The following is a 15,611-nucleotide window of genomic DNA, read 5'->3' as shown; positions in this document are numbered from 1 at the left end:
AGCGGCTCGGCAGCCGCCCCGTGCCGGACGCCGCGCGCCCGCTCCATGAACAGCCGTACCGCCGGCCCCGGTTCCTCGTCCGCCCCCGGCGCGCCGACCGGGAGCGGTCCGAGGCGCAGCACCAACTCCTGGCCGAGGCCCAGTGGTTGACGCCCGGTGGCGAGTACGCGGACGCCCGGCGCGCGCTGCAGCAACGACTGCACCAGGCGCACGCACTCATCGCGTACGGGATCGAAGTCGTCGAGAACCACGAGCACCCGGCGCGACCTGAGCCGTGACATGAGCTCCCGCTCGCCGAAACCGCCCTGCTCACAGGCGTCCTGCTCATATGCACCCTGCTCACGGGCGCCCTGCTCGTTCCCGGCCGCGAGCGGGTCCTGCTCCTGCTCGCCCCCGCCCACTTCCCCGTCCATGGCCTCGATCACCGCCCGCGCCATCGACTGCCCCCGCGCCGGACCGCCGTCCCACCACCGCACGACCACCACGCCGTCCGTCAGCTGGCTGCCCACCGCCGCCGCGGCATGCGCCGCGAGGGTGCTCTTGCCGACGCCCGCACCGCCGACCACCGTCACCAGCCTGCTCTGGGCCAGCAGGCGGCGGAGCCGTGACAGCTCATCGGCCCGGCCCATCAGACCACCCCCGCGCACACGCACTCGCCCTGCCATCCCCTTCACGCTCGGGCCCTTCCACGCCGCGAGCCCTGCCGCCCGCCCCACCACACTCGCCGTGCAGAATCGTCACTGCATCGAATTCGACAGATCCTCTAACTCCGTGTCCCGATCTGGGTTACGGGGCGAAGGGCCCGGCGGCCAGTCAGGTAGATCAGCCGTCACCGGCGTCCTGCCTGACGTGACCAAGAAAGAGCCGGAGCAACCGGCCCACGAGAGGCCGACAGCGCAGAGACCCGCGCAGGAGCGGCTCTCAGCCGCCGAGACCTGGCGGGCGCTGTACCGCTACTTCCGCCCGCACCGCTGGGTCGTCGCGCTCGGCGCCCTGTGCACGCTGATCGGCGCGGCCACCGGCCTCGCCCAGCCGCTCGCCGCGAAAGCCCTGGTGGACCGGCTCGGCAGCGACGACTCGATCGCCGGGATCATCCTCCTGCTCACCGCGCTCGTGGTGATCGGCACCGCCATCGAGTCCGTCGGCGCGTACGTCCTCGAACGCACCGCCGAGTCCGTGGTCCTCGCGGCCCGGCGCACCCTGATCGGGCGACTCCTGAGACTGCGCGTGCCGGAGGTGGAGCGCACCCAGCCCGGCGACCTGATGTCCCGGATCACCTCGGACACGACACTGCTGCGCGCGGTCACCACGCAATCCGTGGTGTCCGCCGTCGCGGGCGGACTGACCTTCATCGCGACGATCGTGATGATGGGCCTCATGGACGTCGTCCTGCTCAGCGTCACACTCGGCGTGATCGTGCTCATCGGCGGCGCCGTGGCCCTGGTGATGCCCAAGATCGCACAGTCGACGGAGCGGGCCCAGGAGGCGGTCGGCACCATATCTACCGCGCTCGAGCGGGCGTTCGGTGCGTTCCGCACGCTCAAGGCCTCGGGCGCCGAGGCGCGCGAGACCGCCGCCGTGCAGGCCGCCGCGCAGGAGGCCTGGCGGCACGGCGTGCGCTCCGCCAAGTGGCAGGCGGTGGCCTGGAGTTCGGTGGGCTTCGCCGTGCAGGTCTCGTTCCTGGCCGTCCTCGGCATCGGCGGCGCGCGCGTAGCGTCCGGCGCCATCTCGGTCTCGACGCTCGTGGCGTTCCTGCTCTTCCTCTTCTACTTGATCGACCCCGTGTCCCGTCTCGTCGAGGGCGTCTCGCAGTACCAGGTCGGCTCGGCGGCCATCGCGCGGATCGTGCGGGCCGAACGCCTGGAGACGGAGGACGTCACCGAGCCCGACCGGCGGCCGGAGCGGACCGGCCCCGCCGCCGTCGCCTTCGAGGACGTGACCTTCCGCTACCGGGAGGGCCTTCCGTACGTCCATCACGGCGTGAGCTTCGACATCCCGGGCCCCGGCATGACCGCCTTCGTCGGCCCCTCGGGCGCGGGCAAGACCACGGTCTTCGGCCTGCTTGAGCGCTTCTACGACGCGACGGGCGGCCGCGTCCTCGTCGATGGCCGCGACGTGCACGAGTGGCCGCTCGCCGAACTCCGTTCCGTCATCGGATACGTGGAGCAGGACGCGCCCGTCCTCGCCGGCACCCTGCGCGAGAACCTCCTCTTCGGGGCGCCCGGCGCGACCGGCGACGAGATCCAGGACGTACTCGTACGCGCCCGACTGGACACGCTCGTCGACCGGCTGCCGGACGGTCTGGAGACGCTGGTCGGACACCGTGGCTCCCAGTTGTCCGGCGGCGAACGCCAACGCGTGGCGATCGCCAGGGCGCTGCTGCGCAAGCCACGCCTACTGCTCCTCGACGAGGCGACCTCGCAGCTCGACGCGGTGAACGAACTGGCCCTGCGGGACGTCGTCGCCGAGGTCTCACAGGAGGTGACGGTCCTCGTCGTGGCGCACCGCCTTTCGACCGTGACGCTGGCCGACCGGATCGTGGTGATGGACGCGGGGCGGGTCCGCGCGTCCGGCACCCATGACGAGTTGGTGGCGGCCGATCCCCTCTACGGGGAGCTGGCGGCGACGCAGTTCCTCGCGACGCCGGCATGATCGCCCGGGCCACCGATATCGGCTGGCCCCGGCGTGACACTCAGGGTTGGATGGCGGGCATGACCAGCGGACGCAGACGAGCGGAACTGTTCGTCGACGAAGAACGGGACGGCCGGCTGGGCGCACGCACCACCGGCGAGGAGCGCCTCATGCTCGCCGACTTCCTCGCGGCCCAGCGGGCCACGCTCGAGCTGAAGTGCGCGGGCCTGGAGGGCGAGTTGGCCCTGCGGTCCGTCAGGCCCTCCACGCTCTCGCTGCTCGGCATCGTCCGGCACATCGCCGATGTGGAGCGCCGCTGGTTCCGCCGTGTGCTGGCCGGTCAGGACGTGCCGCTCCTCTTCGGCTCTGACGTCGACCCCGACCAGGACTTCGACGGCGCCGTGCCCGACCCGGCCGTCATCGCCGCCGCCTGGGAGGCCTGGCGTGCCGAAGCGGCGTTCGCCGACCGCTTTGTCGCCGAAGCTCCCGATCTCGACGTCGAGGGCGACGACGGGTGGCGCGGAACGGTGTCGCTGCGCTGGGTGCTGATCCACATGATCGAGGAGTACGCCCGGCACAACGGCCACGCCGACCTGCTCCGCGAGCGGATCGACGGCGCGATCGGCGTGTAGCGGTGTACGTGCGGGACCGCCCTCACGACCGCCATGAACGACCTCGTACCTGGGAGGCGCTCGCCGGGCGGCAACGGCGATGATCTCTCCATGAGTACGAGTGAGATCACGCTGATGTCCGACCCGAAGGTGGCCGCCGTGCCGGTCCAGGAGTGCGGGGAGCGCCTCGTGGATGTACGCCACGGTGGCACGCTCCTGGTCGACACCCGCGCCCAGGACACCGAGGACGCCTTCGTCCGGCTGCGCGAAGGCGTCCTGGAGCGCCTCCTGCACGCCCAGACGCTGCTGCCCGACGGACTGCGCCTGCTGTTCGTCGAGGGCTACCGCCCGCCGTGGCTGCAGCGCGGCTATTTCGAGGAGTACGAGGGTCAGCTCAGGGCCATCCACCCCACGTGGCCCGCCGAGCGCCTCCACGCGGCGGCCAGCCGCTACGTCTCCCCTCCGGAGATAGCCCCGCACAGCGCGGGCTCCGCCGTGGACCTCACCCTCGCCGACGCCGACGGCCGCGAACTCGACCTGGGCACACGGATGAACGCCTCCCCGGAGGAGAGCGAGGGCGCCTGCTACACCGACGCCGGCAACATCACGCCCGGGGCCCGCAGGAACCGCGAGATACTCGGCACGGCCCTGCGGGACGCGGGCCTGGTCAACTACCCGACCGAGTGGTGGCATTGGTCCTACGGCGACCGCTACTGGGCCCTGGCGACGGGCGCGCCGCACGCCCTCTACGGGAAGGCTGAATCAGGGTGGTGAGCGCCGCGACGAGAGCGGTCGCGGTGAAGACGGCCGGGAGGCCGTGGTGTTTGGCCAGGGCTCCGAGAAGTGCCGGACCGGTCACGGTGCCCAGGCCGAGGAAGAGGACGGTGGCGGTGAAGCCCGGGGTCGGCAGGTCCGGGAAGACGCGGTAGCTCCACACCGCCAGGAGACCTGAACCGGCCATGAAGCACGGTCCGTAGAGGAGAGCGGAGAGCATGGCGCCGGGCAGGGCCATGCCAGGCAGCCCGGCGACGGCCAGCAGCCCCGCGGCTCCGCCGAGCCCGATGAAGATCCCCCGGTGCACCCGGCGCAGCCCGTACCGGGAGATGGCGTGCCCCGTCAGGACGCCGGCGGTGCCCGAAAGCCCCATCAGCGTCCAGAACAGCGGCGCGACGATGTCGGAACCGGCGCCCGCGTGCTCGGAGACCGCCTCGACGGCGAACGCCCAGTAGACGGCGCCGACCAGGCCGTAGGACAGGGCGGTCGCGTAGAGGGGGATGGCCGCGGCGCGCGTGAAACGGCCGAGGCCGGGCCGGTGCGTGGGGGAATGCCCCGGGGCGGGGGGATTCCGCTCGGCGCCGCGGGCTCCGCCGGGCAGGACGCGGGCGTTGTACAGCGTGGCCAGGAGCGCGGCGGCGGTGAAGGCCAGCCAGGCGTGGCGCCAGCGCGGCCCCTGGGCGACCAGTGCCAGAGGTCCGGCCACGGTGACCGCGAAGGCCGTGCCGGTGGCGATGGCGCCCATCGCCCGCTCCCGCAGGTGCGGCGCGAGCACGCGGTCGACCGCGTCGGAGTAGGGCGCCCACACCCAGCCCGGGCTCGTGCCGGCCAGGACGAGGCCGGTGGTCAGCGTGACCGGCCCGCCGGCGCAGGCCACCAGGCCCATGCCACCGGCCGCGGACAGGCCGCCGATGACGACCAAGGGGCGTGGCCCGAGCCGCGTGACGAGTACGCCGACCGACAGCAGGGCGATGACGTATCCGAGGTAGCTCGCGCTCGCGATCAGGCCGACCAGCGAGACCGGGAGGTCGAAGGCGCGCCGGAACTCGGGGAGGAACAGTCCGTAGCCGTAGCGCGCGAAGCCGAAGGTGACGCCGACCGCCGCCATCCCCGCCACGCTCACCTGCCACTGCCCGGGCGCGCCAGCCGCCCGTTCTTCTCGTCCCACGTCTGCCGCCTTCCGCTCATGTGCCGGCGGTCGTCGTGTGCACCGGCAGTACTGAGCCTGTGGCCTGCGGCGACGTCGGACCAGTGACGTAAACGTCAGGGAGCGCTAGATTTACGACATGCCTTCCCAGCGTCCGGTGCGTGTGGCCGTCACCTTGCTCTCGCCGTCCTCGCTCTTCGAACTGGCCGTGCCGTGCGCGGTGTTCGGCCAGGAGCGAGGGGAAATCCCCTCCCCGGGGTACGAGCTGGTGCTGTGCCAGACCGTGCCGGGCGCGCACCACGCGGTGGGCGGGTTGCGGCTGGAGAGTTCGCACGGCCTGGAGGCCCTGGACTCGGCCGACTTGGTGATCGTCCCGGCCTGTGTGATGGACGGCTACGAACCTCCTCCCGCGCTCCTCGACGCGCTGCGCGCGGCACATGCCCGTGGGGCCCGGATCGCTTCGCTGTGCTCGGGCGCGTTCGTGCTGGCGGCGGCCGGGCTCCTCGATGGCCGGGAGGTGGCGACCCACTGGATGTACGCCGCCGAACTGCGCCGCCGTCACCCCGGTGTCAGGGTCGACGACCATGCCCTCTACATCGACGACGGATCCATCCTGACCAGCGCGGGCACGGCGGCCGCGCTCGATCTGTGCCTGCACATCGTGCGCGGCGACCACGGCGCGGCCGCTGCCGCGGAGGTGGGCCGCCGGATGGTGGTGGCCCCGCACCGGGAAGGCGATCAGGCCCAGTACGCCCGGCCCACGGCGCGGGTGGGGCAGTCCGCCGCGGCCTCCGCCGGTCTGGCCCCGGTGCTCGACTGGGCCCTTGCCCGGCTGCACGAGCCGCTGCCCGTCGCCGAGCTCGCCGCCCGCGCGGGCATGAGCGTACGCACCTTCGAGCGCCACTTCGCCCGTGAGGTGGGCACCACCCCTCTGAAGTGGCTCAACCAGCAGCGGGTCACCCACGCCCGCGCGCTGCTCGAGACCACCGACCTGCCCGTCGACACCGTCGCCGAACGCGCCGGTCTGGGCACGGGAGACGGCTTGCGCCAGCATTTCCACCGTTCGCTCGGCACGACTCCCGCCGCCTACCGGCGTACCTATCGCGGCACGCCCGGCTGACGTCGCGCGGAGGCTAGCGGGCGGGCAGCAGTCGGCTGACGAGGTCGTGCCACCCGGCGTCCACGCGGTCGAGCGGCATGCCGAGCTCGACGGTCAGATGGTGGACCAGGACGCTGTCGATGGAGCCGAGCAGGGCGTGCGCGAGGAGTTCGGCGTCGCCCTCAACGCCCGCCTGGCGCAGCAGCATCGTGACGTGCGTGAGGCGCAGCCGGTTCGCCGGGACGGCGTAGGTGCGCAGCGGATCGGTCCGGGAGGACAGGATCAGCTCGTGGTGGTCGCGTTCGTGGCGGATGAGGGCGGGACCGAACGCGTGCAGGCGCTCCAGGGGCGGGGCGTCGGGGCCCAGCGGGGCCGGGCCAGAGAGGAAGGCGGCCTGGAGCTGCTGCTCGCGGTGGTCGAGCAGGGCGACGAGGAGGCCGGTGCGGTCGCCGAAGCGCCGGAACACGGTTCCCTTGCCGACGCCCGCCGCCGCGGCCACCGCGTCCATGGTCAGGTGCGCGGCCCCGCACCCGGCCATCAGCCGCGATGCGGCCTCCAGCAGACGCGTGCGGTTGCGCGCCGCGTCGGCCCTGAGCGACGGCGGCTCGCCGACCGGGGTGAGGGCGAGCTCGGTCGCCCCGCCCGGGGCGTCGGGCGAGGGGAAGGGCGGGGAAGCGGAGCCGGTCATGGATCCAGCGTAGCGCTCCGAGCAGCTAAGTGGACCGTGGTCCGAATAGGTGGTACAACTTTAAACGGACCCCGGTCCGCTTGATTTCGTACTTCGTTGATGAGTTCTGTCCGCACTTCTTTCAGGAGTTCCGCCATGTCTGTACGCATCCTCTCCCTCGTCGGCAGCCTCCGCGCCGGCTCCCACAACCGCCAGCTCGCCGAGGCCGCCGCCAAGCACGCGCCCACCGGTGTGGACGTCGAGCTGTTCGAGGGCCTTGCGGACGTGCCCTTCTACAACGAGGACATCGACGTCGAGGGCAGCGTCCCGGCCGCCGCGGCCCGCCTGCGCGAGGTGGCCGGCGCCGTCGACGCCTTCCTCCTCTTCTCGCCCGAGTACAACGGCACCATGCCCGCCGTCCTCAAGAACGCGATCGACTGGCTGTCCCGTCCGTACGGCGCCGGTGCGATCTCCGGCAAGCCGGTCGCCGTGGTCGGCACCGCGTTCGGCCAGTACGGCGGCGTGTGGGCGCAGGACGAGGCCCGCAAGGCCGCGGGCATCGCGGGCGGCGCGGTCATCGAGGACGCCAAGCTCTCCATCCCCGCCTCCCTGACGCGCTTCGCCGAGATCCACCCGGCCGACGACACCGAGGTCGCCACGGCCCTCACCGAGGTCGTCGCCCGCCTCACCGAGCAGGCCACGCCCGCCGCTGCCTGACCCGTCAGACGACGGGCGCGGGCAGGGCGACCCCGGTGAGGAGTTCAGCCTCGTGCCACAGGCGGGCGTTGGCCGCGGTGTCCAGGGCCCGCTTGGTCACCCGTGCGGTGGTGGTGGGGCCGACGAGGCCGAAGCGGCCGCCCGGACCGTAGTAGCCACCGGCGGCGGCGTCGGGGCTCGTCGCCGCGTACAGCAAGGGCTCCGTGCCCTGCTCGACCCCCTGCGAGGGCAGCAGGGGCAGCGAGGTGAGCGGGGCGGACCTCGGCTTGTCGCGGCCGAGACTCGCGCCCGCCGTCTGGAGGTTGGTGCGGGTGTACCCGGGGTGGGCGGCGGTGCTCAGGAGGTTCCAGCCGCGCTCGGCCGCGACGGTGGCCAACTGCCGGGCCAGCATCAGGTCGGCGAGCTTGGACTGTGCGTACGAGCGGTAGGGGCTGTAGCGGCGGCGCTCCCACTGGAGGTCGTCGAAGCGGATCCGGCCGTAGTCGGCCATGCCGCTGCTCATGGTGGTCACGCGCGGCGCCTTCGCGGCCAGCAGCAGGGGGAGCAGGCGCAGGGTCAGCGCGAAGGGGCCGAGGAAGTTGCTGCCGAGTTGCAGCTCGAAGCCGTCGGCCGTGGTCATGCGGGTGGGCGGCGCCATCACTCCGGCGTTGTTGACCAGCAGGTCGAGGGGCGCTGCGTCAGCGATGAGGCCGTCGGCGAACTCCTCGACCGACGACAGGTCCGCGAGGTCCACCCGGCGCACGTCGATGCGCGCCTGCGGGTGCTCGGTGAGGATCTCGGCGCGGGCCTGCTCGCCCTTGGCGACCGTGCGCACGGCCATCACGACATGCGCTCCGGCACCGGCGAGTCGGCGGGAGGTTTCCTTGCCGGTGCCGCTGTTCGCGCCGGTGACGACGGCGAGCGTGCCGGTCTGATCGGGAACGGCGTACATGGTGACTCCTTGAAGGGATGCGACGGGGAGGGCAGCGAGAGCCGACACCGAACGGCGATATCGGACCACCGGTCTCTTGTGTTCGAAGCTAGCAGACCGCCGGTCCGATAACAACAGACCGGGGGTCTGTAGACTCTGGTCATGACAGAAACGCCCTTCCGGCGAGCCCGCAGCGAGGAACAGCGCGCCGTACGCAGACAGGCGATCCTGGACACCGCGGCCACGATGCTGACCGAGATGCCGGTCGCCCAGCTGAGCCTCAACGAGCTGAGCCGTCGCGTCGGCCTTGCGAAGTCGAACGTGCTGCGCTACTTCGAGTCCCGCGAGGCCGTGCTGCTCGAACTGCTCGACGTAGAGCTGGGGGAGTGGCTTCGGGAACTGGACGGCGAACTGTCCGCCGCGGTCGACGCCGCCGCGTCACCCACCGAGCGTGGCGACCGGCTGGCCGCCACGCTCGCGACGTCCCTGGCGGCACACCCCGTCCTGTGCGACCTGGTCAGCGCGCAGGCCGCGGTCCTCGAACGCAATGTCTCCCCGGAGATCGCAGCGGAGTACAAGCGAGCCGCCATGGCGAACGTCGGCGTACTGGTCGGACTCGTGCGCGCGCACCTGCCGGAGCTCACCGAGGACGACGGAATACGGTTCGCCACCTACGCGGTCATGGTGACGGGCGGCGTCTGGACGCACTCGCAGCCGTCCGCCGCGATGCTGGCCGCGTACGAGGCCGATCCCGAACTGGCCGCGCTGCGGCTCGACTTCACCGCGGTCGTCCGCGAGGCGCTCGAAGTGCTGCTCAGCGGGCTGCTCGCACGGGCCGCGCGCTGAGCAGCCCGCGCCTAGATTGGTCCCATGTACTCGACACAGGTGTCCGGGCACGTGAACGCCCCGCGTACGGCCGTCTACCAGGCGCTTGTGGACGCGGACGCGATCGCCCGCTGGCGCGTGCCGGACGGCATGAGCGGACAGGTGCACACCTTCGACGCCCGCGAAGGCGGGCGGTTCCGCGTCTCGCTGACGTACGACGCGCAGTCCGGCACCGGCAAGTCGGCCTCGCACACCGACACGTACCACGGCCACTTCGCGAAGCTCGTACCGGACGAGCAGGTGGTCGAAGTGCTGGAATTCGAGACCCAGGACCCCGCGCTGGGCGGCACCATGACGATGACGACCACGCTCACCGACGCGGACGGCGGAACCGATGTCCTGGTCGTGCACGAAGGGATCCCTGACAGCATCCCTGCCGCCGACAACGAGACGGGGACGCGCATGGCGTTGGCGCATCTTGCCCGGCTCGTCGAGGGGACGCGGTAGGCGGATCAGCTCGCACGCGGCTCGGCAGGGCTCCGCAGGAACGCCGTGAGCGCGACGGCGGCGAGCAGCACGATCGCGGGCGTGAGCGCGGCGGCCGTGCCGTGCTGGAGCTGCAGCAGTCCGCCCGCGAGCGCGCCCGCGAACATCGCGGCGACGGACACGAACCGGCGCACGGCCGCGGGGCCGGGCCGGTCGGAGGCCAGTCCGGTCAGGGTGCGCGTGAGGACGGTGGTGGTCAGATCGGGTACGGCGAGCTTGCCGACCACGGCGTTCTGCAGCCCCATGCCGAGCGCGAGCAGCACGATCAGGACATGTCTGAGGCCTGCGGTGAGTTCGAGCACCAGGGCCGCCGCCGCCAGCACGGCGTGCGCCGCGACAAGGAGCGCGAACAGCCGCAGCGGCTCCGCGACCCGTGGCGCGATCCGGCCGCCCGCCCACGCTCCGGCCACGAAGGCGGCGACCGCGAGGAGCGACGCCGTCGCGGACAACTGCACGTCGCCCGCGAGCGCGAAGCCCAGGAAGACCACGTTGCCGGTCATGTTGGCGACGAAGACACGGTCGAGGCCCAGATAGCTGACGGCGTCGACAAGACCCGTGACGAAGGTCAACAGGACGAGGAGCGGAGGCAGCACGCCGTGATGGTCCTCGGTGTCGCGGAAGAGGAGCGCGGCGGCCCGGTCGAGCGGTGAGTTCATACCGTCTCTTCGGCAGGGACGCGCCGCGGCCCGACCGGGCACCGCCGACTTCACCTCACCGTTCCCACGCCCGGAGCGCCTCGCCCCCGGGGTCCTCACGAACGGTCCAGCGGTTGCCGATGACCGCGGTGGCCCGGCGCCGGGTGTCGTACGGGGCCCAGCCGGGGTCGCCGGTGCGGGCGAAGCGGATCCAGGCGGCATGCATGCGGGGGGCCAGGTCGCGGGGAGGGGTGCCGGGGCCGAACAGGGCGTCGGGGCCGCGTAGTTGAGCCGGGTCGAGGCCGAAGACGAAGGGGAGTTCCACCGTGTGGGTGGCGCCGAGCAGTCCGCCGAAGGCACTGGAGCGCCAGTCGAACAGATAGCTGTAGGTGGCGCCGGAGGAGCGCTCGGCGTGAGCGTCGGCCAGGGCCCGGCTTCCCGCGCCGAACAGCGCGTCGCCCATGACGGCGGAGCGAAGCTGCCCGGGGGCGGCCCCGGGGTACGCCGCGCGGTAGGCGGCGAGGAGCAAGTCCGGTTCGGGGTGGGAGCGTTCGGCGGTGGTGCGGACGTCGGCCATGGTCGAGGCGGCGTAGGCGCCGGAGGGGACGAGGTAGAGGTTGCCTTCCTCCGCGTTGGTGCCGATGAGGAGATCGATGCCGTCGCTGCCGAGTCCGGCGGCGACGGCATCGGCCGGCTGGCGGTCCGCGACCACGCTGAAGGGGCTGAGGCCGATCAGCGGGTCGTAGGCGCTGGTGGTCCGCAGGTCGATGCCGCCGAGTGCGGCCGCGGCCTCGACCAGACGCGCGTCGGGGACGGTGTCGAAGGCGTCGGTGCGCGGCGCGATACCCAGGGCTGCCGCTGCCGCCTTCGTCACCCGGGCGGCCTGTTCGGGCGAGAAGGCGCCCAGACCGCTGCCGCTCTGCACGATGGCGCGCTGGACGAGGCCCCTGCTCTCCGGAGCGGCGATGACGGCGCCGGTGAGGGTGGCTCCGGCAGACTGGCCGAAGAGCGTGACCCGGCCGGGATCTCCTCCGAACGCGGCGATGTTCTCCCGTACCCAGCGCAGGGCGGCGAGGACGTCGAGGAGTCCACGGTTGCGCGGAGCTCCGGGAAGATCGAGGAAACCGGCGATACCCAGGCGGTAGTTGACGGTCACCAGGACGACTCCGTCGCGCGCGAAGGCGGCGCCGTCGTACAGGCTCGCCCTGGTCGAACCCGCCACGAAGCCTCCGCCGTGCACGAAGACCATGACGGGCAGGGCCTGGTCCGGGTCCTGCCCCCGGCGGTTGGGGTCGGGGGCCCATACGTCGAGAGTGAGGTAGTCCTCGCCTGGCACCCAACCGGGGCCGAAGTAGGGCGACATGTCGATGCCGCCCAGGTTCCGTGCGGCCTGCGGCGCGGTCGGCCCCGCCGCGGTCGCGTCCCGGACGCCGTCCCACGGGGCGTGCCGCTGAGGTGCGGCGAAACGTCCGGCATGGGCAGGGGGTGCGGCGTACGGGATGCCGCGGAAGACCGTGATTCCTTCGTGCGGGGCGCCGGCGACCACTCCCTGTGCGGTGGTCACGGTGCGGGTGCCGGGGCGTTGCTCGGTGCGGTGCTCGGCGCGGTGCTCGGTGGTCATGCCTTCGTCACCCGGCCCTCGTGCGCTCCATGCCCCTCGTCGCGCTCGGCGGCCTCGTACCCCTCTGCGCGCCCGTACGGCGTGAAGGGGGCCCACCCCTTGATGGCGAACGCGCTCCCCGAGCGCTCGACCTCGGCGGCACCGTGCCCTCCCAGGTGGGCGGGCACGACGAGCGCGTTGTGGTCGGCGGCCCGGCCGAGGATCCGTCGGCGCGTGGCGCGGGCGCCGACGGGGTCCTCGCAGAAGCAGCTGTTGTGGTCCGGATCGACGAGCTGGACGGGACTGTGCAGCAGATCGCCGACGAAGACCGCACGGTCCGTCCCACTGGCGAGGGTGAGCACGCTGGATCCGGGGGTGTGCCCGGGGGCCGCTTCGAGCCGCAGGGCGGCGTCGATCCGGTGGTCTCCTTCCCACAGCTGCGCCTGTCCCGCACGGTGCACGGGGGCGACGCTGTCCTCGAAGACGTTCTGGTTGCCGCGGCCGAGCAGCGGCTTGTGGCCGTTCTCGGGGTTCCAGAAGTCGTAGTCGTCCTTGGGCAGCAGATAGGTGGCGTTCGGGAAGGTGGGGACCCAGTCCCTGCCGTCCAGACGGGTGTTCCAGCCGACGTGGTCGACGTGCAGATGTGTGTTGATCACGATGTCGACGTCCTCGGGGGCGACGCCCGCCCGCGCAAGGCCGGCGAGGAAGTCGGTGCGCAAGTGGCTCCACACCGGGGAGTAGGGACGCTCCTTGTCGTTGCCGACGCCGGTGTCGACGAGGATGGTCTTCCCTTCGCTGCGCAGCAGCCAGCTCTGGACCGCGGAGTTGACGATGTTGGTCCGTGGGTCGAGGAAGTCGGGTGCGTGCCAGGCGGAGTTCTCGCGCCAGGCGTCTTCGGGGACGGTGGGGAGGAACTGGCCGGGCGTCATGCCGACGGGGCCGTAGTACTCCTTGACGCGGGTGACGGTGACGTCGCCGAGTTCGATCTGACCCAGCTGCTCTGTCTGCTCTGTCTGCTCTGTCTGCACTGTTTGTTCCGTCTGTTCCATCGGGGTGCTCCATGGCCGGGGATGGGCTTCGGATCACCACCGTCGTCCTGTCCGCGCAGGTCAGCCAGACCCGCCGCTGCCTACCCCGGACAGGGTCAGGCTGCCGCGCACGGGCCGGTGCAGACTGGGGGCCATGAGCGAACGAGGCAGGCTCGGCGACTTCCTGTACGCCCGGCGTTCCCAGCTGCGTCCCGCCGACGTCGGCCTGAAGGACTACGGCGACCGGCGGCGCGTGGCAGGACTGCGCAGGGAAGAGCTCGCACTGCTCGCCGGGGTCAGCGCCTCGTACTACACGAGGCTGGAACAGGGCCAGTCGGTGGGAGCGTCCGCGGAGATCCTGGACGCGGTCGCCGGGGCTCTGTGCCTCGACGAGTCGGAACGCCGGCATCTGCACGACCTCGCCGACGCCGGCAGAAGGCGAGCCCCGGCCCGCCGGCCACGGCCCGAGCAGGCGGGGACCGCGACGCTCCATCTGCTGAGCACCCTGGAGAGTGTTCCGGCACTGGTCAGCGGCCGTCGTACGGACGTGCTCGCCTGGAACCGCCTTGGGCACGCACTGTTCGCGGCGCACGTGAGCCCCGACAGCCCCCAGCGGGCAGCCGAGCGCCCCAACCTGGCCAGGATGCTCTTCCTGGACCCCCACACCCGAGCGTTGTACGCCGACTGGACGGCGAAGGCCAAGGCCGTCGTCGAGAACCTGCGGATGGTCGCAGGGCGCTACCCCGACGACACGCTGCTGACCTCCCTCATCGGTGAACTCACCGTCAAGAGCCCGGAGTTCGCCGCCATGTGGACCGGCCACCAGGTGCACCCCTGCGACTTCGCGAGCTACGAGATGCGTCACCCTCTTGTCGGCACCCTCACCGTGACGCAGCAGAGCCTCAATCTCCCCCAGGTGACGGACCAGCACCTGGTGCTCGCCGTCACCGAGCCCGGCTCACCGTCGCGGGCGGCCGTGAGTCTCCTCGCCCAGGCCGCCACCACCGCCTCCGCCCACTCGGGGGAGCGAGCCGATCGCCACGCCCACCACACGGCGGACCAGGGGAGTGGCCCCGGCGGCCTCGGAGCGCGGCCCTAGGACGGCGAGCGCCCCTCCAACGCGGTCTGCCAGCCCGGCAGTTCGGCCTCTCGCGTCGGCGCCGCCCGCCGCCCGCCCCGCGCGAAGAAGTCGGCAAGCGGCAGCGTCGCCGCGCCGACCGTCACCGCGTCCGGCCCGAGGCGGCCCAGATCGATGGTGACGCGCCCCGCCGGGTAGGAGAGGGCGTAGGTGGGGATGTAGCGCTTCACCGCGGTCAGGAAGCGCTGCCCGAGCTGGAGTCCGGCCCAGCCGCCGACGAGGATCCGCTCCGGCTGGAAGAGGTTGATCAGGTCGGAGAGGCCCGCCCCCAGGTACTCGGCGGTCTCTTCCAGAACCAACTGGGCCGTCGGGTCGGCCGCGTCGCCGTCCTCCGGGTAGGCGGCGTTGAGCATGGCGGTGAGTGCGCTCTCCTCGTCCGTGTTCCCGGGCGGCCGCCCGCCCGCCTCCTGCCACCGTTCGAGCAGCGCCTCCGCACCCGCGTACGCCTCCAGGCAGCCAAGGGCACCGCACCGGCACCGTCTGCCCTGCACCCGTACGGTGAGGTGCCCCCACTCGACGGCGCGGCCCTGCTCCACGTCCTCGGTGACGACGCAGGCGCCGACACCCGAGCCGAACAGGACCATCACCGCGTTGCGCGTCCCGCGCCCGGCACCGAACCACATCTCCGCCTGGCCGAGTGTCTTTGCCCCGTTGTCGATGAAGTACGGGACGGAGTCGGGGAGTTGGCCGGTTTCCCGCAGCAGCGACTCCAGTGGGACCGCGTTCCAGCCGATGGTCTGCCCGTGCACGACGGCGCCGAGCTCTCCGTCACGCGCGACGATTCCGGGGACGCCGATCCCGACGCCGAGGAGCCCATCGGCCGTGCCGCCCGCCGCGCCGAGCACCTCGCCGATCCCGTCGCGGATGTGCTCCGCGATGCCGCCGACGTCATGGCCCTTGAGGGTCAACGGCCGCTCGGCCCTGGCGAGTTCGGCCAGGGAGAGGTCGAAGAGTTCGACGCGTACGCGGGTCTCGCCGACGTCCACGCCGATCAGCTGACCCCGGCCCGGCGCGACCCGAAGGAGCGTACGAGGGCGCCCGCCGTCGGACTCCACGCTGCCCGCCTCCTCCACCCATCCCTCCGTCACGAGATCGGCCACGACGTTGCTGATGGAACCTGAACTCAGCCCGGTGGCGGGGCCGAGCGTGAAGCGGCTCATCGGTCCCTCGAAGTACAGCCGCTGCAGTACGGCGGCACGGTTCTCCCGCCGCAGGTCGTGCACCGTACGCCCGTTGCGCTGCCCAGCCATGTAGTTCCTTCCGGCCTGCTCTGCCTCGAAGTT

16 protein-coding genes are annotated in these 15,611 nt (G+C 72.2%); 8 read left to right on the top strand and 8 right to left on the bottom strand.

What is annotated here, in order from left to right; translation table 11 throughout:
- Positions 1–665, bottom strand: a 665-nt coding sequence (locus tag ABD378_RS33930; protein WP_344527320.1) for an AAA family ATPase, incomplete at its 3' end; no start/stop codon positions are given.
- A 184-nt stretch (positions 666–849) separates the two neighbouring features.
- Between ABD378_RS33930 and ABD378_RS33925 the strand changes: the two genes are divergently transcribed.
- The 3 genes from ABD378_RS33925 to ABD378_RS33915 all read left to right on the top strand — a co-directional run bounded on the left by ABD378_RS33925 (position 850) and on the right by ABD378_RS33915 (position 4,016).
- Complete coding sequence (locus tag ABD378_RS33925) at positions 850–2,652, top strand: ABC transporter ATP-binding protein (protein WP_386546167.1); 1,803 nt, start codon at positions 850–852, stop codon at positions 2,650–2,652.
- A gap of 59 nt (positions 2,653–2,711) precedes the next feature.
- Positions 2,712–3,263, top strand: a complete 552-nt coding sequence (locus ABD378_RS33920) for a DinB family protein (protein WP_344527318.1) — start codon at positions 2,712–2,714, stop codon at positions 3,261–3,263.
- Positions 3,264–3,353: 90 nt separating this feature from the next.
- Positions 3,354–4,016: a M15 family metallopeptidase gene (locus ABD378_RS33915; RefSeq protein ID WP_344527316.1), complete on the top strand. Its 663-nt coding sequence runs from the start codon at positions 3,354–3,356 to the stop codon at positions 4,014–4,016.
- Here the strand turns inward: ABD378_RS33915 and ABD378_RS33910 are convergent.
- Positions 3,910–5,184 (bottom strand): MFS transporter, encoded by a 1,275-nt coding sequence (locus ABD378_RS33910; RefSeq protein ID WP_344527314.1) that lies wholly within the window; start codon positions 5,182–5,184, stop codon positions 3,910–3,912. The two genes, ABD378_RS33915 and ABD378_RS33910, sit on opposite strands and share 107 nt — an antisense overlap.
- Positions 5,185–5,326: 142 nt before the next feature.
- Here ABD378_RS33910 and ABD378_RS33905 point away from each other — a divergent pair, with 142 nt between their 5' ends.
- Positions 5,327–6,283, top strand: a complete 957-nt coding sequence (locus tag ABD378_RS33905) for a GlxA family transcriptional regulator (RefSeq protein WP_425583917.1) — start codon at positions 5,327–5,329, stop codon at positions 6,281–6,283.
- 13 nt (positions 6,284–6,296) lie between these two features.
- On the opposite strand, the gene ABD378_RS33900 is transcribed toward ABD378_RS33905, so the two are convergent.
- On the bottom strand, positions 6,297–6,950 hold the full coding sequence (locus tag ABD378_RS33900) for a TetR/AcrR family transcriptional regulator (RefSeq protein WP_344527310.1): 654 nt from the start codon (positions 6,948–6,950) through the stop codon (positions 6,297–6,299).
- A 135-nt stretch (positions 6,951–7,085) separates the two neighbouring features.
- Between ABD378_RS33900 and ABD378_RS33895 the strand changes: the two genes are divergently transcribed.
- Positions 7,086–7,646, top strand: coding sequence for an NAD(P)H-dependent oxidoreductase (locus ABD378_RS33895; protein ID WP_344527308.1), 561 nt, complete (start codon positions 7,086–7,088; stop codon positions 7,644–7,646).
- 4 nt (positions 7,647–7,650) lie between these two features.
- On the opposite strand, the gene ABD378_RS33890 is transcribed toward ABD378_RS33895, so the two are convergent.
- The gene (locus ABD378_RS33890; RefSeq protein ID WP_344527306.1) at positions 7,651–8,577 is read right to left on the bottom strand and encodes an SDR family oxidoreductase; all 927 of its coding nucleotides are present in this window, start codon (positions 8,575–8,577) and stop codon (positions 7,651–7,653) included.
- Positions 8,578–8,718: 141 nt separating this feature from the next.
- Here ABD378_RS33890 and ABD378_RS33885 point away from each other — a divergent pair, with 141 nt between their 5' ends.
- Together ABD378_RS33885 and ABD378_RS33880 are read left to right on the top strand one after the other, a co-directional pair.
- The gene (locus ABD378_RS33885; RefSeq protein ID WP_344527304.1) at positions 8,719–9,402 is read left to right on the top strand and encodes a TetR/AcrR family transcriptional regulator; all 684 of its coding nucleotides are present in this window, start codon (positions 8,719–8,721) and stop codon (positions 9,400–9,402) included.
- A gap of 24 nt (positions 9,403–9,426) precedes the next feature.
- The gene (locus ABD378_RS33880) at positions 9,427–9,888 is read left to right on the top strand and encodes an SRPBCC domain-containing protein (RefSeq protein WP_344527302.1); all 462 of its coding nucleotides are present in this window, start codon (positions 9,427–9,429) and stop codon (positions 9,886–9,888) included.
- A gap of 5 nt (positions 9,889–9,893) precedes the next feature.
- On the opposite strand, the gene ABD378_RS33875 is transcribed toward ABD378_RS33880, so the two are convergent.
- From ABD378_RS33875 to ABD378_RS33865, 3 genes are read right to left on the bottom strand one after another with little or no spacing between them, the layout of a single operon-like run.
- A complete protein-coding gene (locus ABD378_RS33875; RefSeq protein WP_344527300.1) occupies positions 9,894–10,583 on the bottom strand; it encodes a YoaK family protein in 690 nt (229 codons plus the stop codon).
- A 55-nt stretch (positions 10,584–10,638) separates the two neighbouring features.
- Positions 10,639–12,183, bottom strand: a complete 1,545-nt coding sequence (locus ABD378_RS33870) for a carboxylesterase/lipase family protein (RefSeq protein ID WP_344527298.1) — start codon at positions 12,181–12,183, stop codon at positions 10,639–10,641.
- Positions 12,180–13,157, bottom strand: coding sequence for an MBL fold metallo-hydrolase (locus ABD378_RS33865; protein WP_344527330.1), 978 nt, complete (start codon positions 13,155–13,157; stop codon positions 12,180–12,182). Before ABD378_RS33865 ends, ABD378_RS33870 begins: the two co-directional genes overlap by 4 nt.
- 187 nt (positions 13,158–13,344) lie before the next feature.
- Between ABD378_RS33865 and ABD378_RS33860 the strand changes: the two genes are divergently transcribed.
- A complete protein-coding gene (locus tag ABD378_RS33860; RefSeq protein WP_344527296.1) occupies positions 13,345–14,289 on the top strand; it encodes a helix-turn-helix domain-containing protein in 945 nt (314 codons plus the stop codon).
- Here ABD378_RS33860 and ABD378_RS33855 read toward each other — a convergent pair.
- Entirely contained in the window at positions 14,286–15,578 is a 1,293-nt protein-coding gene (locus tag ABD378_RS33855; RefSeq protein WP_344527294.1) for an ROK family transcriptional regulator, read from the bottom strand. The genes ABD378_RS33860 and ABD378_RS33855 overlap by 4 nt on opposite strands.
- Positions 15,579–15,611 lie beyond the last annotated feature (33 nt).

This window comes from Streptomyces rectiviolaceus (assembly GCF_039533825.1).
In the GTDB taxonomy this organism is placed as follows: domain Bacteria; phylum Actinomycetota; class Actinomycetes; order Streptomycetales; family Streptomycetaceae; genus Streptomyces; species Streptomyces rectiviolaceus.
The sequence above is the reverse complement of the archived record's forward strand: the minus strand, read 5'-3'. Positions and strand labels throughout refer to the sequence as shown.